This window comes from Mycobacterium sp. IDUB_24, assembly GCF_055419385.1.
The window spans coordinates 268,861-289,216 of record NZ_JBVAXO010000007.1; the positions used below are offsets into that span (position 1 = coordinate 268,861).

General features: G+C 66.5%; 15 protein-coding genes. 6 read left to right on the plus strand and 9 right to left on the minus strand.

From position 1 onward, the window contains the following. Nucleotides 1-12 precede the first annotated feature (12 nt). Together ACZYZF_RS23990 and prrA are read right to left on the minus strand one after the other, a co-directional pair. Nucleotides 13-1,353: a sensor histidine kinase gene (locus ACZYZF_RS23990; protein ID WP_463837002.1), complete on the minus strand. Its 1,341-nt coding sequence runs from the start codon at nt 1,351-1,353 to the stop codon at nt 13-15. Nucleotides 1,354-1,357: 4 nt separating this feature from the next. Further along, a complete protein-coding gene (gene prrA, locus ACZYZF_RS23995) occupies nt 1,358-2,068 on the minus strand; it encodes a two-component system response regulator PrrA (protein WP_003884623.1) in 711 nt (236 codons plus the stop codon). A gap of 106 nt (nt 2,069-2,174) precedes the next feature. On the opposite strand from prrA, the gene ACZYZF_RS24000 reads away from it, so the two are divergent. The 3 genes from ACZYZF_RS24000 to ACZYZF_RS24010 are packed head-to-tail and all read left to right on the plus strand — an operon-like array spanning nt 2,175 to nt 7,909. After that, nucleotides 2,175-4,064 carry an ABC transporter ATP-binding protein gene (locus tag ACZYZF_RS24000; protein WP_463837003.1) on the plus strand — a complete coding sequence of 630 codons (1,890 nt, stop codon included), beginning with the start codon at nt 2,175-2,177 and terminating at the stop codon, nt 4,062-4,064. Between the two features lie 36 nt (nt 4,065-4,100). Beyond that, nucleotides 4,101-6,050, plus strand: coding sequence for an ABC transporter ATP-binding protein (locus tag ACZYZF_RS24005; protein ID WP_463837005.1), 1,950 nt, complete (start codon nt 4,101-4,103; stop codon nt 6,048-6,050). Beyond that, nucleotides 6,047-7,909, plus strand: coding sequence for an ABC transporter ATP-binding protein (locus ACZYZF_RS24010; RefSeq protein WP_463837006.1), 1,863 nt, complete (start codon nt 6,047-6,049; stop codon nt 7,907-7,909). The genes ACZYZF_RS24005 and ACZYZF_RS24010 overlap by 4 nt, the downstream gene beginning before the upstream one ends. 132 nt (nt 7,910-8,041) lie before the next feature. Here the strand turns inward: ACZYZF_RS24010 and ACZYZF_RS24015 are convergent, their stop codons facing one another. From ACZYZF_RS24015 to ACZYZF_RS24025, 3 genes are all read right to left on the minus strand, one after another. Then, nucleotides 8,042-9,349: a DUF1254 domain-containing protein gene (locus ACZYZF_RS24015; protein ID WP_463837007.1), complete on the minus strand. Its 1,308-nt coding sequence runs from the start codon at nt 9,347-9,349 to the stop codon at nt 8,042-8,044. A gap of 17 nt (nt 9,350-9,366) precedes the next feature. Further along, the gene (locus tag ACZYZF_RS24020; protein ID WP_463837008.1) at nt 9,367-10,485 is read right to left on the minus strand and encodes an epoxide hydrolase family protein; all 1,119 of its coding nucleotides are present in this window, start codon (nt 10,483-10,485) and stop codon (nt 9,367-9,369) included. Between the two features lie 109 nt (nt 10,486-10,594). Continuing rightward, nucleotides 10,595-11,434: a LuxR C-terminal-related transcriptional regulator gene (locus ACZYZF_RS24025; protein WP_463747168.1), complete on the minus strand. Its 840-nt coding sequence runs from the start codon at nt 11,432-11,434 to the stop codon at nt 10,595-10,597. A 61-nt stretch (nt 11,435-11,495) separates the two neighbouring features. On the opposite strand from ACZYZF_RS24025, the gene ACZYZF_RS24030 reads away from it, so the two are divergent. Both ACZYZF_RS24030 and ACZYZF_RS24035 read left to right on the plus strand, forming a co-directional pair. After that, on the plus strand, nt 11,496-13,184 hold the full coding sequence (locus tag ACZYZF_RS24030) for an AMP-binding protein (protein ID WP_463837128.1): 1,689 nt from the start codon (nt 11,496-11,498) through the stop codon (nt 13,182-13,184). Further along, entirely contained in the window at nt 13,181-14,797 is a 1,617-nt protein-coding gene (locus ACZYZF_RS24035) for an AMP-binding protein (protein WP_463747169.1), read from the plus strand. Before ACZYZF_RS24030 ends, ACZYZF_RS24035 begins: the two co-directional genes overlap by 4 nt. Nucleotide 14,798: 1 nt before the next feature. Here the strand turns inward: ACZYZF_RS24035 and ACZYZF_RS24040 are convergent, their stop codons facing one another. Continuing rightward, nucleotides 14,799-15,878 (minus strand): asparaginase, encoded by a 1,080-nt coding sequence (locus tag ACZYZF_RS24040; RefSeq protein WP_463747170.1) that lies wholly within the window; start codon nt 15,876-15,878, stop codon nt 14,799-14,801. Nucleotides 15,879-16,035: 157 nt separating this feature from the next. Between ACZYZF_RS24040 and ACZYZF_RS24045 the strand changes: the two genes are divergently transcribed. Further along, entirely contained in the window at nt 16,036-16,377 is a 342-nt protein-coding gene (locus tag ACZYZF_RS24045; RefSeq protein WP_463837010.1) for a hypothetical protein, read from the plus strand. On the opposite strand, the gene ACZYZF_RS24050 is transcribed toward ACZYZF_RS24045, so the two are convergent. The 3 genes from ACZYZF_RS24050 to ACZYZF_RS24060 all read right to left on the minus strand — a co-directional run bounded on the left by ACZYZF_RS24050 (nt 16,358) and on the right by ACZYZF_RS24060 (nt 20,188). Next, nucleotides 16,358-17,194, minus strand: a complete 837-nt coding sequence (locus tag ACZYZF_RS24050) for a VOC family protein (RefSeq protein WP_463837011.1) — start codon at nt 17,192-17,194, stop codon at nt 16,358-16,360. The two genes, ACZYZF_RS24045 and ACZYZF_RS24050, sit on opposite strands and share 20 nt — an antisense overlap. 22 nt (nt 17,195-17,216) lie before the next feature. Continuing rightward, the gene (mgtA, locus tag ACZYZF_RS24055) at nt 17,217-19,850 is read right to left on the minus strand and encodes a magnesium-translocating P-type ATPase (RefSeq protein WP_463837012.1); all 2,634 of its coding nucleotides are present in this window, start codon (nt 19,848-19,850) and stop codon (nt 17,217-17,219) included. Between the two features lie 164 nt (nt 19,851-20,014). Next, nucleotides 20,015-20,188 (minus strand): hypothetical protein, encoded by a 174-nt coding sequence (locus tag ACZYZF_RS24060; protein ID WP_463747174.1) that lies wholly within the window; start codon nt 20,186-20,188, stop codon nt 20,015-20,017. Between the last annotated feature and the right edge of the window lie 168 nt (nt 20,189-20,356).

Below are 20,356 nucleotides of genomic sequence, written 5' to 3' on the forward strand. Positions count from 1 at the left end.
CTCGCACCGAAACTAGTGCGGGCCGGGCAGGCGTAACAGCAGTCGCGCCCCGCCCAGTGGGCTTGATTCCAGAGTTGCGGTGCCGCCGTGCAATTCGGCCTGCTGGGCCACAAGCGCAAGCCCCAGTCCGGAGCCCAGCCGTGATGCGGTCGATCCACGGGAGAAGCGGTCGAACACCATCTCGCGTTCTTCCTCGGGTACGCCCACTCCGTCGTCGTCGATCGCGATGTCGACACCCTCGCGGGAGCTCACCGCCGACAACTGCACCCGGGTGGCGCCACCGTGCTTCACCGCATTGGCGATGGCGTTGTCCACGGCCAGCCGCAGCCCGGTCGGCAGCCCGATGATGATCACGGTCGGTGACGGCGCCAGCGAGACCTCGAGGTCGGGGTAGACGCGCATGGCGTCGTGGGCGGCGCGGTCCAGCAGTTCGGTGATGTCGACGGTGACGTGGTCGTCGGTGGTGGTCAACTCGCCTTGGGCGAGGCGCTCCAGGGCTCCGAGGGTGGCCTCGATACGCGACTGGGTGCGGATGACGTCGCCGACCACTTCCTTGCGTTGATCGTCGGGCAGGTCGAGCGTGGACAGGACCTCGAGGTTGGTCCGCATGGCGGTGAGCGGGGTGCGAAGTTCGTGGGCCGACACCGAGGCGAAGTCGCGGGCCGAGGTCAACGCGGCCTTGGTGCGGCCCTGTTCGGACCAGATGCGTTGCAGCATGCCGTTGACGGCGTCGGCGATCTCGACGGCCTCGCTGGCGCCGCGTACCTCGACGTCGGGCGCCTCGTCGCTCGCCTCGATCTCCCGGGTCTGCTCGGCCAGCCGTTTGAGTGGGCGGACCGCGAATGCGGCCAGTACCCACCCCAGCACGGTGGCCGCGCCGACGGCGAGCAAACAGATGATGAGCACGCGGCGGTGCAGGTTGTTGGTGTCGGCGATGGTGGCGTCATAGGTCGCGCCGACTGCCACCCACATGGGCCCCGGGGCGGGGATCTGTACGGTGCGCACCCGCCAGCGCACGCCGTCGATGTAGGTGTCGGCGTAGCCGTCGGGCAGTTCGGGCAGGACCACGTTCGAATTGGACGAGATGTCACCGGCCTGGCGGACGGTGATCACCGCGTCCTGATCGCTGGGGGAGCGGGGGATCTCGCCGAGGCCGCGCGGCAGGAATGGGATGGCGAATCCGGCGGCCTCGTCGAGGCGGCGGTCCAGCCGTTCCTTGCGGTCGTTGGTGATGCCGACCCAGACGATGGTGCCGACGATGACGACGACGATCGCCGCGCCGATGGCGGTGGCGAACGCGACCCGGGTCCGCAGCGAGGGGGTGCGGCGGAAGATCCGGGTCAGCGGTCTCATGTCGCTACTGCGTCCTGAGGACGAATCCGACCCCGCGGACGGTGTGCAGTAGCCGCGGCGCGCCGCCCGCTTCGAGTTTGCGGCGGAGGTACCCGATGAACACGTCGACGACGTTGGTGTCGGCGGCGAAGTCGTAGCCCCAGACCAGTTCCAGCAACTGTGCCCGGGAGAGCACCGCGGTCTTGTGCTCGGCCAGGACGGCCAGCAGGTCGAACTCGCGTTTGGTCAGGTCCACGTCCACGCCGTTGACCCGGGCACGGCGGCCCGGGATGTCGACCTCGAGCGGGCCGACCTGGATCGTCTCGGACGAGAAGGTGGCCGACGCACCGCGCCGGCGCAGCAATGCCTTGACCCGGGCCACCAGCTCCTGCAGCACGAACGGTTTGACCAGGTAGTCGTCTGCGCCCGCCTCCAGGCCGGCGACGCGGTCGTCGACGCTGCTGCGGGCCGAGAGCACGCAGACGGGCACGTCGTTGTCCATCGCGCGCAGGGCGGTCACCACGCTCACGCCGTCGAGTACGGGCATGTTGATGTCGAGCACGATCGCGTCGGGTCGGGTCTCGGTGGCGCTGCGCAGCGCCTCGGCGCCGTCCACGGCGGTCGATACGGTGAACCCGGACAGCCGCAGCCCGCGTTCCAGCGAGGCGAGCACGTCAGGGTCGTCGTCTACGACGAGGACCCGGGGCGAGGCCATGCCACCGGTAGCGCTATCCATGACCGCCATCTTGCCCGATGAACTGCGACGAATCGCGCAGGCTCCCAGGGAAGTCCCCGGGGATGTTATTGACCTCAATATTTGTTCAGGTTTTACGGTGATGCTCATGAGTATGGAAACGGTGGCCAGACAGGCGCTGTATCGGCAGGCCCACGCCCGTGACGGCGACCTGCGCGCCCTGGCCGACCGGCGGCTGTTGTCCCGGATCTGGCGGTTTTCCGCGCGCCACCATCGCAGGCTCGGCTGGTTTGTCGCGATCAGCGTGGTCAGCGCGCTGTTGACGGTGACGACGCCGGTGCTGGCGGGCCGTGTGGTCGATGCGATCACGCAGGGCGGCCCGGCGTCGGCGGTGGTGCTGCTGGCTGCCGTGATCGCCGCGGTGGCCGTCGCTGAGGCCGCGGTGGGCCTGTTGACCAGGTGGTTGTCGTCCAACATCGGTGAGGGTCTGATCCTGGATCTGCGCACCGCGGTGTTCGACCATGTGCAACGCATGCCGGTGGCCTTCTTCACGCGCACCAGGACCGGCGCATTGGTGAGCCGCCTGGGCAACGACGTGATCGGCGCGCAGCGGGCGTTCTCCGACACGCTCTCGGGAATCGTCGCGAACCTGGTGACCCTGACTTTGACGCTCGTGGTGATGCTCAGTATCTCCTGGCAGATCACCCTGCTGTCGTTGGCGCTGCTGCCGTTGTTCGTGCTGCCCGCGCGTCGCATCGGCACCCGCATGGCCGGGCTGTCACGCGAGGCGGCCACCCACAACGCCACGATGAACACTCAGATGACCGAGCGGTTCTCCGCCCCGGGCGCCACCCTGGTCAAGCTGTTCGGCAGCCCGCAACGGGAGTCGGACGAGTTCGCGGTGCGGGCCGACCGGGTGCGTGACATCGGGGTTCGCACGGCCATGTTGCAGTCGACTTTCATGAACTCGCTGACCCTGATGTCGGCGCTCGCCCTGGCGCTGGTTTATGGGCTGGGCGGCGTGCTGGCGATCGGCGGTCAGTTGCAGGCCGGTGCAGTGGTATCGCTGGCGCTGCTGCTGACCCGGCTGTATGCGCCGCTGACCGCACTGGCCAACGCACGGGTCGAGATCGCCAGCGCGCTGGTGAGCTTCGAGCGGGTCTTCGAGGTGCTCGACCTCGAACCGCTCATCGCCGAGAACCGCGACGCCGTGGAAGTTCCCGAGGGAGAAGGCATCTCATGCGCCGTTGAATTCGACAACGTCCGGTTCGCCTACCCGTCGGCGGACAAGGTGTCGCTCGCCTCGCTCGAAGAGGTGGCGGTGTTGGACGAGCGCGGTGGAGAGGAGGTGCTGCACGGTATTTCGTTCACCGCCCGTCCCGGTCAGATGGTGGCGCTGGTCGGATCGTCGGGCGCGGGCAAGTCGACCATCGCGTCGCTGCTGGCGCGGCTCTACGACGTCGACGGCGGTGCGGTGCGGTTGAACGGCGTCGACGTGCGTGACCTGACGTTCGACTCGCTCAAGGACACCGTGGGCATGGTGACCCAGGACGGCCACCTGTTCCACGAAACGATCCGGTCGAACCTGCAGTTGGCCGCCCCGGGTGTGGGCGAGGAGCAGTTGTGGGACGCGCTGCGCCGGGCCCGGCTCGAAGACGTGGTGGCGGCGATGCCCGACGGTCTGGACACGGTTGTCGGTGAGCGCGGATACCGTCTGTCCGGAGGGCAGCGGCAGCGGTTGACCATCGCGCGCCTGCTGTTGGGACGATCGCGGGTGGTGGTGCTCGATGAGGCAACGGCGTCGCTGGACTCGGCCTCGGAGGCGGCCGTGCAGCAGGCCCTGGCCGAGGCACTGGACGGGCGCACCTCGATCGTCATCGCCCACCGGTTGTCCACGGTCCGCGCCGCCGATCTCATCCTGGTCGTCGAGGACGGGCGCATCGTCGAGCGTGGCACCCACCGCGAACTGCTGGCCCGTGCCGGTAGGTACGCCGAGCTGTACGACACGCAGTTCGCCGAGGAGGCTCCGGCCGCGTGAGGTTAATCGCTTGCTTTTGATGGGAGGATTGATTCAGTGAGTCAAGCCGCGATCGCCCCATCTCCGAAGCGGGTCCGGACCAGTTCAGATCTGTGGCGGCTGTTGCCCTATCTGTTGCCGTACCGGACCCGCTGGATCGTGATGGTCGTGGTCGCGGTGATCAGCCTGGCCGCCACGGTGGCGATTCCGCTGATGACCAAGGCCGTGATCGACGGCCCGGTGCGCCACCAGGATCCGCACGGGCTGTGGGTGCTGGGTTCAGCCGCCGTCGCGGTCGGCATCTCCGAGGCAGTGCTGTGGTTCATCCGGCGCTGGCTGGTGGCCCGCGCCACCATGGGCGTCGAGGCCGACATCCGCAAGGATCTCTACGCGCGGCTGCAGATCCTGCCGATGAGTTTCCACAGCCGCTGGCAGTCGGGGCAGCTGCTGTCGCGGGTGATGAACGATCTGTCCACCATCCGCCGGTTCCTGTCCTTCGGGTTGGTGTTCCTGATCCTCAACACGCTGCAGATCGTGGTGGTGACCTCGATCCTGCTGGCCATGTACTGGCCGCTGGGCGTGGTGGTGTTGGTGTCGATCGTGCCGATCGCGGCGACCGTGCTGCATTTCGAGCGTGAGTACACGCGGCTGTCGAGGCTGGCGCAGGACCAGACCGGCCATGTCGCAACCCATGTCGAGGAGGCCGCGCTCGGCCTGCGGGTGGTCAAGGCCTTCGGCCGGGAGGACTACGTCTTCGACCGGTTCGACGAGCAGGCCACGCAGTTGTATGACACCCAGGTCGCCCGGGTGACGGTGTCGGCGAAGTTCTGGACCGTGCTGGAGGTCATCCCCAACCTCACGCTGATCGTGGTGCTCGGTTTCGGTGCGTATGCGGCGGGCCACGGCCACGTCACGATGGGGACGCTGGTCGCGTTCATCACGATGATGCTGTCGCTGGTGTGGCCCATCGCCTCGCTCGGCTTTCTGCTGTCGATGACGCAGGAGTCGTTCACCGCGGCCGACCGGATCGCCGAGATCTTCGATGCGCCGATCGATATCGCCGACGGCCCGGTGTCGCAGCCGCCGCACGGCGGTCGGCTGGAGCTGCGGGATGTGGGCTTCAGGTTCCCCGATGCGGACCAAGTGGCGCCGTCCGGCTCGCCGGACCAAATGGCGCCGTCCGGCTCGCCGGATCAATGGGCACTGCGGCACGTCGACGCGGTGGTGGAACCGGGCCAGACGCTCGCTCTGGTCGGCGCGACCGGGTCGGGCAAATCGGTTCTCGCCGCGTTGTTCTCGCGGTTGTACGACGTCACCGAAGGTCAGATTCTGATCGACGGCCGCGATATCCGGGAGCTGAGCCTGCCGGTACTGCGGCAGGCCGTCGCCACGGCATTCGAGGATCCGACGCTGTTCTCGATGTCGGTGGCCGAGAATCTGCGGCTGGGTCGTGCAGACGCCACTGATGAGCAGCTGGGCCAGGCCATCGAGATCGCGGCGGCACAGTTCGTCTACGACCTGCCGTTCGGCCTGGACACCCGGATCGGGGAGCAGGGCATGAGCCTGTCCGGCGGCCAGCGCCAACGTCTTTCGCTGGCCCGCGCGATCCTGGCAGCACCCAAGATCCTGGTGCTCGATGACACGTTGTCGGCGCTGGACGTGCATACCGAGGCCCTGGTGACCGAGGCCCTGCGGCGCGTTCTGCGCGGAGTCACGGGCATCATCGTCGCGCACCGCGCGTCGACCGTGCTGTTGGCCGACAAGGTCGCGCTCCTGCAGGACGGAACCATCACCCACATCGGGACACACACCGAATTGCTGGCGCAGGTACCGCAATACCGCTACCTGCTGGCCGCCGACGATCAACTCGACGATGCGAGCGAACGCAGTTGCGACTGGGAGGACGACGAAGAGTTGGGCCGGTTGCAGCGCGGGCATGCCGAACGCGCGGTCATTGACGAGGTGGGCGGGCCCCCGCATCTCAGTGCGGAGGTGCAGCGCCGATGACCACCACACAGTGGCGGGGGCGGGTCACCGACGAGGACAACCCGGACGACCGGGACGGCGCCGCCGGCGGCAGCGGCGCCTCGGCCCTCCCGATCGACGAGAGCGTGCCGCTACGCCGGGAGGCCCGGGCGCTGCTCATGTCATTGCTGCGCCCCTACCGGTGGACGGTCGCGGTGCTGGCGCTGGTGGTCGTCGTGGAAAACGCTGCCCGGCTGTCGGTTCCGATCCTGGTGCAGCGTGGTATCGACCATGGCATCCCGCCGATCCTGGCGGGCGGTCCGGCCCGTGAGCTGATGCTGATTGTCGCGACGTTGTGCGTCGTGGTGATCGTGCAGGCGATCAGCCGGATGTACTTCCTGCGGCGCTCCGGGCGGATCGGGCAGCGGGTGCTCCTGGAGCTGCGGCGCCGGGTGTTTCGGCATTTCGAGCGACTCGATGTGGCGTTCCACGATCGGTATACCTCCGGCCGGGTGGTCAGCCGGTCGACCAACGACGTCGAGGCCATCCAGGACATGCTGGAAACCGGTTTCGACAGCTTGATCACCGCGGTGTTGACGTTGTTCGGCACGGCGGTGCTGTTGGTGGCTCTCGATTGGCGTCTCGGCCTGATGTGCCTGGCGGCGTTCCCGATCCTGGTGGCCCTGGTGTGGTGGTTCCGCAGCGAGTCGGGCAAGACCTATCGACTGGTGCGCGAGAGTGCGGCCCTGGTGATCGTGCAGTTCGTCGAGACCATGACGGGCATCAAGGCCGTGCAGGCCTATCGCCGTGAACCCCGCAACCAGGAGATCTTCGACGATGTCGCCGATGGGTACCGGGCGATCAACGAGAAGACCTTCAAGTTGCTGGCCGTCTTCATGCCCGGGGTCAAGCTGGTCGGCAACCTCACCACGGGCGTGGTGCTGCTGTACGGCGGGTACCGGGTGCTGAACGGCGAGATGACGATCGGCACGCTGGCCGCGTTCCTGCTCTACCTGCGGATGTTCTTCGAGCCGATGCAGGAGATCTCACAGTTCTTCAACACCTTTCAGTCGGCGTCCTCGGCGTTGGAGAAGCTGGCCGGGGTGCTGGCGCAGCAGCCCGCCATCGCGGATCCGGCGCAGCCTCAATCACTGCCGGAGCCCAGGGGCGACATCGAGTTTCACGATGTGCGGTTCGAGTATTCGCCCGGCAGGCCGGTGTTGCCGGGCCTTGAGCTGGCGGTGCCGTCGGGTCAGACCGTGGCCCTGGTGGGTACCACCGGTGCGGGCAAAACGACCATCGCCAAGCTGATCGCCCGCTTCTACGACCCCACGGCCGGGTCGGTGACGCTGGACGGCGTGGATCTGCGTGAGCTTGCGCAGTCCGAACTGCGCCGGCACGTCGTGATGGTCACCCAGGAGAACTTCATGTTCTCCGGGACGGTCGCCGACAACATCCGGTTCGGGCGGCCCGATGCCACCGACGCGCAGGTGCGGGCCGCGGCTGCGGCGGTCGGCGCGGACCGCTTCATCGAGACGTTGCCCGACGGGTATGCCACCGATGTGGCCAAGCGCGGCGGCCGGCTCTCGGCGGGCCAGCGACAGCTGGTGGCGTTCGCCCGGGCGTTCCTGGCCGACCCGGCGGTGCTGATCCTGGACGAGGCGACGTCGTCCCTGGACATTCCGAGCGAGCGACTGGTGCAGCGCGCGTTGGAAACTGTTCTGGCCGACCGCACCGCCCTGGTGATCGCGCACCGGCTCTCCACAGTGCAGATCGCCGACCGGGTGCTGGTGCTCGAGCACGGCCGCATCATCGAGGACGGTGCGCCGGCGGATCTGATCGGCCGGACCGACGGTGCCTATGCGGCGTTGCACCGGGCCTGGGTGGATTCTCTGGCCTGAGCCGGGGCGGGGCGGGGCGGGGCGGGGCGGGGCGGGGTGTGGCGGGGTGTGGCGTGCCCGCCTTCGCCGATTTCTACCCCTTGGCTGCTGCCGGGCCAAATCCACAGCCCAGGTGCAGAAACGGACGCGCGATCACAGCTTTTCGATGTCGGACAGTGTCCAGGTCTTGTCGAACAGTGCGGGTTTCGGACCGTAGAGCCGGAACAGCACCTCGAACCGGCCGTCGGGTGAAGTCGGGATCCAGTTGGACTGCTTGCCTTCTGGAGCTGTCGGGCCGAAGTAGATGTCGACGGATCCGTCGGAGTTCGTCTCGAGGTCGGGCCGGTGCGACGATCGGCTGGCGTACGGCAGGTCACGGATCATCGCGTGGGTTGCCCGGTCGTACACCGTCGCCGACCAGTACAACGAGACGGGCGGGTCGGCAGGCACCCGCAGTCGATAGGTGGCGGCGCCGTCGAGGGACTCGCCGTCGCGGTCCACGATGGTCATCACGTAGAACTGGCCCTGCCCAAGGTGTTTGGCGCTGAAGTAGACGAACGAGTACAGCAGGCCACGATCGTCGACAGGGTAGCTGTCCGGGTTGGCAAAACCGTTCTGCATGCCTTGCACCACTTCGGGCGAGGCGGGTACGGCCCAGTGGGTCCCGTCGAAGTACGGCGAGGTGAAGAATTTCGGATAGGCGGCGTCGAGCCAGTCGTGCGCTTCGGTGGCAGCGTCGTCGAGCACCGATTTCAGTTCGGCATCGGGGTCGAAAGGCTTTCCCTGCTCGATGCCGATGGACTGCAGGATCGAGATCATCACGCGATCGCGCTGCAGCCAGGGCTCACGTTGGACGAACTGGTGCAGCAATTCGAAGAACCGGACATCGTAGGGAATCGTGCTGTCGTACAACGTGCCCGATGCGTCGACAAAGGCCGTCGGTGCCGGACCTGACAGCGGATAGACCTTGATGCGTTTGCCGTATTCGGCTGCCGTGGCAACATCGGCGTCGCCGCTCGATGCGATGTTGGACCGCAACGCCCCGAACCCGGCATACGTTGCCGACGGCATCGGGATGTAGCCGTCGGGAACCTCACCGTCGAACCCCGGCGGCAGGATCAGGTACTTACCGCCCGCGCCCTTGTCGACGCCGGCAGGACCGACGTCCTCGAGCGCTTCCTGCCAGCTGTTGTCCACCGACCCGGTGATCGAACCATCCTGCGCGGGTGGGATTTCCAGCACGACGGGGCCGGCCTGGGTGTTGTAGAACGGGAAGAAGTACAACGTGTCCGGGTTGGGCGTCAGGGTCTGGTTCTTCCAGTCCAGCAGCTTCGACCAGAACACCACCTGGTTGTCGGTGGCACCGAGTCCCGCGGCCGCCTCACGCAACAGCTCGAAGTTCACGGCGGGCATACCCCAGATGACCGCCTGGATCGCACGGGAACGCATCAGAGGGTCCATGCCATGACGCTAGTACCTCAGCGCACGGTGTCGAAGAATGTCTTCACATCTTCCACGAACAGCTCCGGTTGCTCGAAGGCCGCGAAGTGTCCGCCGCGGGGCATCGTCGTGTAGTGCGTGACGTTGTAGCCGGTCTCGCACCAGCTGCGTGGGGCGCGCAGGATCTCCAGTGGGAACGACGCGACCCCGGTGGGCAGGCTGACGTATTCGCCACCGCCCCAAGTGCTGTGGCTCTCCCAGTACAGCCGGGCCGACGATGCGGCCGACGCGGTGAGCCAGTAGAGCATGACGTTGTCGAGTATCTCGTCGCGGTGTACCACGTTCTCGGGGTTTCCGTCGCAGTCCATCCAGGACCAGAATTTCTCCACGATCCAGGCCAGCTGACCGACGGGGGAGTCGACCAGGCCGTAACCGACGGTCTGTGGCCGGGTGGACTGCTGCTTCATGTAGCCCGAATCCCATTTGCGGTAGTAATCGATGCGGGCCAGGGCCTTCTGGAGGTCCTCGGTCATCTCGCCGATGCCCTCGGCGGGCGGCTGCGCGATCGGCATGTTCACGTGAATGCCCACGCACGAGCCGACGTTGCGGCCGATCTGCGTCGTCACCGCGGCGCCCCAGTCGCCGCCCTGTGCGCCGTAGCGGGCGTAGCCCAACCGCGTCATCAGGGTGTCCCAGGCCTGTGCGATCTTTGCGATGCCCCAGCCCGTCGCGCTCGGCTTGCCGGAGAACCCGTAGCCGGGCAGCGACGGACACACCACGTCGAACCCGGCCTCGGTCAGTGGCTCGATCACCTTGTGGAACTCGACGATGGATCCGGGCCAACCGTGGGTGATCAGCAGTGGGAACGCGTCGTCACGTCCGGATCGCTGGTGGATGAAATGGATGTCCAGCCCGTCGATCTCGGTGGTGAAGTGGTCGAACCGGTTGAGTGCGGCTTCGCGGGCGCGCCAGTCGTACTCGTTGGCCCAGTAGGCGGCCAGCTCCTTCGTGTAGGTGAGCGGGATGCCCTGGGTCCAGTCGTCGACGCACTCGGCCTCGGGCCATCGGGTGCGGTTCAGCCGCTGCTTGAGGTCGTCGAGATCGGAATCGGGGACGGCGATGCGGAACGGGCGGATTGACTGGCGGCTCGAGGTCATATGGAGATCCTCCCAGTGCGAGGTGGTATGCGGTGGCGAGCATTGCGCTGAAGATTGCTGCCACCCGGTGACCGCAATCTTCAGCGCGAGTGTCTCTGACGTCCCACGGTCAAGGGATCTGTCGCAGCCGTCGGGCCTTGGACACCGCTTCGTGGCGGTTGCGGGCCCCGAGTTTGGCCGCCGCACTGCGCAGGTAACTCTTCACCGTTTCGGGCTTGAGTGAAAGCCGCTGGGCTGCTTCAGAATTGGTGCAACCCAGGGCGACCTGCGCCAGCACATCGACCTCGCGGACAGTCAACGGTGCGCTGGCCGGCGGGTCGCCGCGCAACGCCACCGCCAACCGGTCGGCAAGTTCGCGCAACGGCCCGGCCAGGTCCGGAGTGTCAGCGGCCAACCGGCGTAGGTCGGCGTGTACTTCACGGATCTGCTCGGTGTCGGCCGGTGCGTCGGTGAAGTTGGTCAGGGCGGACTCGCGCATCCGCATGCGGCGGTCCACCTCGTCGCGTACCCGTAGTTCGGCGCTCAACCGCTGCGCCGAGGCCACCATCGCGGCCGCGGTGCGATCGCCGATCGGCGCACTGGTGCGGTGGGCGCCGTACAGCACCGCCCTGGCGGTGCCGTCGACGACCACCGGCACCGCCAGGATCGAGCGGATTCCCTCGGACAGCACGGGCTCGTCGTAGTCATGGCTGATGGTCGAGGCGCGCCGGTAGTCGGGCACCGAGATGGGGCGCCGCGACACCACGCTGGCCCCGCCCAGTCCGGCGCGGGGCAGCACCGCGAGCCCGCGCATGGCGCCGGTGCGGGTGCCGAAGAACTCGCTCAGCAGCAGGGTGTCGTCGTGCACCTGCCCGCCGAAGGCCAGCGGAAGCCCGGTATCGGCGGCCATCCGGCGCAGCTCGGCGCGTACCGCGTCGGCGTCGCGCGGCCGCAACAACCAGGGGCGCATCGTAGGTACCCACTTTCGGGGGTAGCGGGCAGGCGAGTGTGACGTAGAGCATAGCTACATGGTGAACAGCAATACAGATCGCTACCGCGGTGCCCGTGACCAGCTGGTCGCCACCATCGCGGACTACGAAAAGGCTGTCGAGGAGTTCGCCTGGCCGCAGATCACCGGCACCTTCAACTGGGCTGTCGACTGGTTCGACGCCATCGCCGGGGATAACGACCGCCCTGCGCTGTGGATCGTCGAGGAGGACGGTTCCGAGCAGCAGGTCACGTTTGCCGAGATGGCGCAGCGGTCCGATCGCGTCGCGGCCTGGCTGCGGGGCCTGGGGGTGGGCAAGGGCGACCGGGTCCTGCTGATGCTCGGCAACCAGGTCGAGTTGTGGGAGGCCATGTTGGCCATCGCCAAGCTGGGTGCGGTGATCATGCCGACCACAGGCGCGCTGGGGCCCGCGGATCTGTCCGACCGCATCGCGCGCGGAGGTGCGCGGTTCGTCATCGCCAACTCCGCCGACGCGGTGAAGTTCGCCGAGGTGCCGGGTGACTACGTGCGCATCGCGGTCGGCGAGGTGCCCGCGGGTTGGCACCGCTACGCCGACGCACAGGACGCTGCGCCGCGGAGTTTCGAGGCGTGCACCACCGTCGATGACCCGATGCTCATCTACTTCACCTCCGGTACCACGAGCAAGCCCAAGCTGGTGGAGCATTCCCAGGTCAGCTACCCCGTCGGGCATCTGACCACGATGGCCTGGATCGGGCTCACCCCCGGCGACGTGCATCTGGCCATCAGTTCGCCCGGCTGGGCCAAGCATGCCTGGAGCTGTTTCTTCGCCCCGTGGATCGCGGAGGCGACGATCTTCGTCTACAACTACGCGCGCTTCGACGCCGCCGCGCTGCTGGCCCAGCTGCGGCGGGCCAAGGTCAACACGTTCTGTGCCCCACCGACGGTGTGGCGCATGCTGATCCAGGCCGACCTGGGTGAGCGGCCCGACGGTCTGCGGGAGATCCTGGGCGCCGGTGAGCCGTTGAACCCCGATGTCATCGCGCAGGTGGAGAAGGCCTGGGGGTTGACGATCCGCGACGGGTTCGGCCAGACCGAGTCCTCCTTGCTGGTCGGCAATACCCCGGGGCAGCCGGTGAAGCCCGGCTCGATGGGACGGCCGATGCCGGGGGTTCCGGTGGCGCTGGTGGACCCGATCACCGGGGAGCTTGCCGACGAGGGCGAGATCTGCCTGGATCTGCGCAAGCGCCCGCGCAACCTGATGACCGGTTATCTCGGTGACCCGCAACGCAATGAGGCCGTGATGGCCGGTGGTTACTACCACACCGGCGACGTGGCCTCCCGCGACGAGGACGGCTACATCATCTACATCGGCCGCACCGACGATGTGTTCAAGTCCAGCGACTACAAGGTGTCGCCGTTCGAGTTGGAGAGCGTGTTGATCGAGCATCCCGCCGTGGTCGAGGCCGCGGTGGTGCCACAACCCGACGACACTCGGCTGGCGGTGCCCAAGGCGTACGTCGCGCTGGCCGATGGCTGGGAAGCCAACGCGGACACGGCAAAAGATGTCATGGCCTACGCCCGCGATCATCTCGCGCCGTATCTCAAGGTGCGCCGGGTCGAGTTCCTCGATCTGCCAAAGACCATCTCGGGCAAGATCCGCCGCGTCGAGTTGCGTAAGCGGGAGGACGCGGCTCATGAAGCGGGCGAACCGATTTCCACCGAATACCGATACGAGGATCTACTCGGATGAAGTCCTACGACGCCGGCCCCACCGATGTGCCCGTGCTCGAAGAGACGATCGGCGCGAACTTCGAGCGCATGGTGGCGACCGGGCCGGATGCCGACGCGCTGGTCGAGGTGGCGACCGGGCGACGCTGGACCTACGCCGAACTCAACGGCGAGGTCGACACGGTGGCCCGGGGACTCATGGCCCTGGGTGTGGGCAAGGGGGACCGTGTCGGTATCTGGGCGCCCAACTGCGCCGAGTGGGTGATCTTGCAGCTCGCGACAGCCAAGATCGGCGCGATCCTGGTCAACATCAACCCGGCCTACCGCACCCATGAACTGGCGTATGTGCTCAAGCAGTCCGGGATACGAACCCTGGTGTCGGCCACCGCGTTCAAGTCTTCGGACTATGTGACGATGGTCGCCGAGGTGACGGCGGACTGCCCGGCGCTCAAGGACATCATCTTCCTGGGCACCCTGGACTGGGACCAGCTGTGTACCGAGCAGGTCGGTGCAGACCAGTTGCGTGCCCGGACCGCCGAGTTGTCCAACACCGATCCGATCAACATCCAATACACCTCGGGGACAACCGGATTCCCCAAGGGGGCCACGCTCAGCCATCGCAATATCCTCAACAACGGATTCTTCGTCGGTGGGCTGATCGACTTCGACGTCTGCGACCGGGTGTGCGTCCCGGTGCCGTTCTACCACTGCTTCGGCATGGTGATGGGCAACCTCGGCGCCCTGACCCACGGTGCGGCGATCGTGATCCCCGCCCCGGGATTCGATCCCGGCCTCACCCTGGCCGCCGTCGAGGCAGAGCGGTGCACCGCGCTGTACGGGGTGCCGACGATGTTCATCGCGATGCTCGGTCATCCTGACTTCGCCGGGTTCGACCTGTCCTCGCTGCGCACCGGGATCATGGCCGGATCGGTGTGCCCGGTCGAGGTGATGAAACATGTGGTGGCCGAGATGCACATGGCCGAGGTGGCGATCTGTTACGGCATGACCGAGACGTCACCGGTCTCGTGCCAGACGTTGGTCGACGACGATCTGGAGCGTCGCACCGCCACCATCGGGCGGGCTCATCCGCACATCGAGGTCAAGATCGTGGACCCGGACACCGGCGAGACGGTCGAGCGTGGGCAGTCCGGCGAGTTCTGTACCCGCGGTTACTCGGTCATGCTGGGCTATTGGAACGACGACGCCAAGACTCGCGAGGCCGTCGATGCCGAAGGCTGGATGCACACCGGGGATCTGGCGGTGATGCGTGAGGACGGCTACTGCACAGTGGTCGGTCGGATCAAAGACTTGGTGATCCGCGGCGGGGAGAACGTGTACCCGCGGGAGGTCGAGGAGTTCCTCTACACCCACCCCGACATCGACGATGCGCAGGTGATCGGGGTTCCCGACGCCAAGTACGGGGAAGAGATCTGCGCCTGGATCCGGATGAAACCGGGCCGCACCCCGTTGGATGCCGCGGCGGTGCGGGCCTTCGCCACCGGAAAGCTGGCCCACTACAAGATTCCGCGTTATGTGCTTGTCGTGGACGAGTTCCCGATGACCGTCACCGGCAAGATCCGCAAGGTCGACATGCGGAGCGAAAGCGTCAAGCTGCTGGGGCTCGACCCCGGATAACTCAGCCCCAGCGTTTGATCACCTCGGCCACCGGCTGTTTGGTGGCCAGCGCAGCCATCATCAGCACCCGGGCCTGGCTCGGCCGCAGATGGGGAACCATCACCGCGCCGGCCTTGACCATGTCGTCACCGGGACCGTATTCGGCGATGACCTCACCGTCGGGGACACGACTGGATATTCCGAACGCCACGCCGGCAGGCGCGTGGCGGCGCACCGCGTCCACCACGCCGTCGCCGGCATTGCCGGATCCAAGTGCCTCGACGATGATTCCGCGTGCTCCGCCGGCCACGGCGGCATCGATGGGTCCGGCGCCGTCGCCGGGATAGGCCGCGACAACGTTGACCCGCGGTGCACCGGCCGCCGGCACGTCGCCGATGAAGGGGCGCTGGGCGGGGTGGTCCAGTTTGAAGGTGTTGTCGGCGACGGAACCGATCGGTGGCGTGCCGCCGAATGCGTGGAGATCCTGGGTGTTCACCTTGTGGGTGCCCAAGGCCTGGAAGACGTCGCCGGCGAACATGATCATCACGCCCTGGTCGCGCGCGGCAGGACTGGACGCCACGGTCAGCGCATCCCGCAGGTTGGTCGGCCCGTCGGCATCCGGGGCGTCGGAACTGCGCTGTGCCCCGGTCAGCACTATCGGAGCGGGCCCGTTGTAGGTGACGTCCAGCCACATCGCGGTGTCTTCCATGGTGTCGGTGCCGTGGGTGATGACCACTCCGGAGGCCCCGTCGGCCACCGCCTTCTTCGCGGCCGCTCCGATCACGTCCCAGTCGGCCGGCGTGAGCTGTGAACTGTCCTTCTTCATCACGTCCATCACCTGGACGTCGAGGCCCGCAGCCAGATCGGCGCCGCTGACCGTCGGGCGGCGGACACCGTTGGCGTCGGTGCTCGTCGCGATGGTCCCTCCGGTGGTGATCACCACTACTCGGCCCGCCGCCGCTTCGGCCTTGGCGCTGTCCGGGTTTGTCGTCGTGTCAGTCGAGTTCGTGTTGGTCGAACATGCGGCCACCAGCGTGATGGCGAAAAGGAATGTGCCGATCGCCAGTCTCGACCGGGCTGGGCGGGCTGCGAAGTTTGTCATCTGGCAGACGCTACGGCGACAGGGAACCACACACCGGGGTTTTGGCAGCGCATCCATGTTCCGGCAGCGCTGACATGCGATTGCTGCGACGATGGGGGTCATGTCGGCTGCTCAGGTCTGCAGTGTTGTCGGGCGGCGGACGTGTGCGCTTTTGGCCGTGAGTTCGGCAGGGCTGCACATGGCGATGCTCGGCGCGATCGCCAATCCGGCGGCAGCTGTGGTGCTCGCGGCGATGACCGTGGGGTGTCTGTACTGCGCCGGTCATCTGTGGCGGCGCGGCACCTCCGGTGTCTGGTGCGCCATCGCGCTGATGAGCCTGGCGATGATCGCTCTGCACACGCCGATGCCCATGGATCACCATGGCGTGATGGTGCCCGTCCAGACCTCGACGTTGATGACGACGGCGACGCTGTTGGCTCTGCTCGAGGTGATCATCGCCGCGGCGGTGCTGACCTACACCACCAGGCACCGCTCGGTGATCACTCCGTCGGTGGGATGAACTGGCTCAGGACCAGTCGCGCGCCTTGCGGGTCCTGGATCAGGGCGGTGTTGGCCCACTCGGTTTCTGAGCTGGAAACTACTGCCGCACCGAGCTTTTCGGACAGTGCCGCAGATGTGTCCCGGTTCGCCACGGCGAACACCACCTCCCAGTGCTCCGGCTGCTGGTCGTCGGGCAGCTGCCCGGTCCAGCCGACCGCGTCGGAGAATCCGGGCGGGGTACCAGCAGCGGCGTGACGCTCCTTGATGCCGGGGTCGACGGTGGCGCCAAGGTGGTCGGCGTATCCCGGACGGCGGATCATGCTGGCGAAGCCGGCATTGTCGAACTCCCAGCCGAAAAGTGGCCCGTAGAAGGTCGCTGCGGCCTGCGGATCGGTGGTCTGCAGGTTACTGAAATTCCAGGTGCCGGGAACGTTGACCAGCTGGGCACCGAGGCGTCGCCGCGGTTGCCACAGCTTGAAGTGCGCGCCGCGCGGATCGACACAACCGGCCTGCCGCCCACCGGGTCCCGCGTCGATGGGACCGCTCGTCACGGTCCCGCCGGCGGCCGTCACCGCGGTGGCCGTGGCGTCGGCGTCGGCCACCGCGATGTAGGTGTTCCAGGTGATCTCGTCGCCGGTCTGCGCGGAGGCGATCGCCGCGACATCGTGACCGTCGAGTGTGGCGATCAGATAGGACTGCTCGGCGTCCTCGGGCAGGACGTTCTCGAACGTCCAGCCGAAGAGTCGACCGTAGAAGTCTTGAGCGGCGGCTACATCCTGCTGGTCGGTGTCCACCCAGCAGGGGACGCCGGGTGGGTAGATCCTTGGCCCGGTCATCGGACCATCGTCCCTCAGATGTTCAGAACCATTGACCGAACCTGCGGATATAGATGGTCTTGACGGTCTGGGCGAGGACGCAGTAGGACGCCAGCGTCGCGACCAGCCATCCGAAGTACTGCCACGGCAGCGGCTGTAATCCGATCGCCGCTCCCAGAGGTGAGAACGGGATGAGGATCCCGAGCACGCAGACCGCCCCCGTCGCCAGCAGCACCGGCAACGCCGCGGTGCTCTGGATGAACGGAATCTTCCGGGTTCGCAGCATGTGGACGACCAGTGTCTGCGAGAGCAGGCTTTCGATGAACCAACCCGATTGGAACAGCGATTGCATCTCGGGTGAGTTGGCGGCGAAGACGTACCACATCACCGCGAAGGTGGTGATGTCGAAAATCGAGGACGTCGGACCCATCCAGATCATGAAACGGCCGATATTCCTGGCATCCCACTTGCGTGGCTTGAGCAGAAACTCCTTGTCCATGCGGTCCCACGGCAGGGCCAGTTGGGAAATGTCGTACAGCAGGTTCTGGATCAGCAGGTGGATCGCCAGCATGGGTAGGAACGGGATGAAGGCGCTCGCCACCAGTACTGAAAGCACGTTGCCGAAGTTCGAACTTGCGGTCATGTTCAGGTATTTGATGATGTTGCCGAATGTTTCGCGGCCCTTGACCACGCCCTCTTCGAGCACCATGAGGCTCTTTTCGAGGAGGATGATGTCCGCCGATTCCTTGGCGATATCGGTGCCACTGTCGACCGAGATACCCACATCCGCATCGCGCAGTGCGGGTGCGTCGTTGATGCCGTCGCCGAGGAAACCGACCGTGTGCCCGTTGGCCTGCAGGGCCCGCAGTACCCGCGACTTCTGCAGCGGCGTCAGCTTCGCGAAAACGGTTGCCGTGTCGACGACTCGCCGGAGCCCGTCGTCGTCGAGGCTGTCGATCTGAGACCCGAGAACCGGCTGTCCGGGATCGAGTCCCACCTCATGACAGATCTTGGCGCTGACGACCTCGTTGTCGCCGGTGAGGACCTTCACGGTGACGCCGTGTTCGGCGAGTGCCGCGATGGCCGGGGCGGCCGTCTCTTTCGGTGGATCGAGGAATGTGAGAAAGCCGTGGACGACGAGATCTTGCTCATCCTCGATGCGGTAGCGGTGGGTGCGCTGAACACGGGGGATCTCACGGGTGGCCACCAAAAGCACCCGGAACCCGTCGCGGTTGTAGGCGCGGGCTGTTTCGGCCAGCGCCTCGCGGTCGGCCTCGTCGAGTGGCCGGCAGGCCGTGCCGTCGGACACCTGCGTCGACACCTCGAGCATTTCCTCCACGGCTCCCTTACAGACCAGCAAGTGATTCCGCTCGACATCCTGGACGACAACGGACAGCCGGCGTCGTTCGAAGTCGAACGGAAGCTCGTCGACCTTGCGGTAGGCCGAGGCAGCAAGGAGCGCGTCGGGTGTCCCGTCGGCGAAGTGCAGGACGGCACGGTCCATCAGATTCCTGACGCCACTCTGGTGAAAGCTGTTGAGCCAGGCCAGGGCGAGCACGTTGTCGTCCCGGTCGCCGCGGATGTCCGCGTGATGCTCGAGGATGATGCGGTCCTGGGTGAGCGTGCCGGTCTTGTCGGTGCACAACACGTCCATCGCGCCGAAGTTCTGGATGGCGTTGAGCCGCTTGACAACCACCTTGCGACGTGACAACGCGACCGCACCTTTGGCCAGGTTGGACGACACGATCATCGGCAGCATTTCGGGGGTGAGCCCTACCGCGACGGCAAGCGCGAACAGGAACGCCTCGGGCCAGTCGCCCTTGGTGAAACCGTTGATGAACAACACGATCGGCACCATCACCGACATGAACCGGATCAGCAGCCAGCTGACGCTGTTGACCCCGCGGTCGAAGGCCGTCTCTGCGCGGGAGCCGACGATCGCCTTGGCCAGCGAGCCGAAATAGGTGTGTACACCGGTTGAAACGACGATCGCGGTGGCTGTCCCGCTCACCACGTTGGTACCCATGAAACAGATGCCGGGCAGGTGGAGCGGGCCGGCCTCGTCGTCGGCAACGTCGGCCGTGGATTTCTGGCCCGCTGCGCCCAGCGTGTCGTACTTCTCCACCGGCAGGGCCTCGCCGGTCAGTGCCGCCTGGCTGACGAACAGATCGCGTGAATCGAGCAGGCGGATGTCGGCGGGAATCATGTCGCCGGCGGACAGTTGCACGATGTCACCGGTGACAACCTGCGCCATCGGGATCTCCATGAGTTCGGGTGTGGCACCCGGGACGGCCCGGCGACGGACTGTCGCCGTGGTCCGCACCATGGCCTTGAGCGTCTCGGCCGCCTTGCCCGAGCGGTATTCCTGCCAGAACCGCAGCAGGGCGCTGAACGCGACCATGGTCACGATGATCAGCACGCCGGCGTAATCCGCCTGTTGCCCGTCGCGTATCGGAAGGTAGACGTCGGTGACCGAGCTGATGGCGGCCAGCACCAGGAGTACCGCGATGAACGGATTCTTGAAGGCGTCCAGGAACTGGAGGATCGCGGGCGGCGCCTTGTCGTGGGCGACCTCGTTGGGGCCGTCTTGAATGAGGCGTTCGGCGGCATCCGCGATGGTCAGGCCGTCGAGGTTCTTGGTGGGTGTCACGGCGGTTTGTTCGACAGCGGTGTTCATCTGGTTGTTCCTGTCGGTCGTCAGCGCGCAACACAAGTCACACCGAATCGGCTGTGGCAAGCCGAGATTCGGTGTGACCCGAGTGTGGTGCGCAGAATGGGAGGTCAGTTCACGTCGGTGGTGACGTGAAAGATGTTCGATTTGACGGAATCTGGATGAGGCGGCTACGGGGCGGTGTGCGAGCCGCCACCCAGGGACGCGGTCAAGACCGCCACCGGGGTGTTGTTCATCCGCAGGTTGTGCCGCTCCTGCGGCGTCAGCGACGCGCGGGTGTGGATCCACCCGATCGGCCGCGTTACCACGCTGTGGGCACGACGAAGAAAGGTATTGCGCTGCATCGGATCATCTCCAGTTGAATCGGAGCTCTCCGCGTCGACAGCGTGCGGCAGTGCGCCACCACCGGCGTGTGGGGTGGCGGACCTAGGCGGTCATCGACAGCGGAAAGGTGCTTGTGGACAGACGTTTTCGAATCGGACTGGGATACGGATCGTCGTTCGATGCCATGT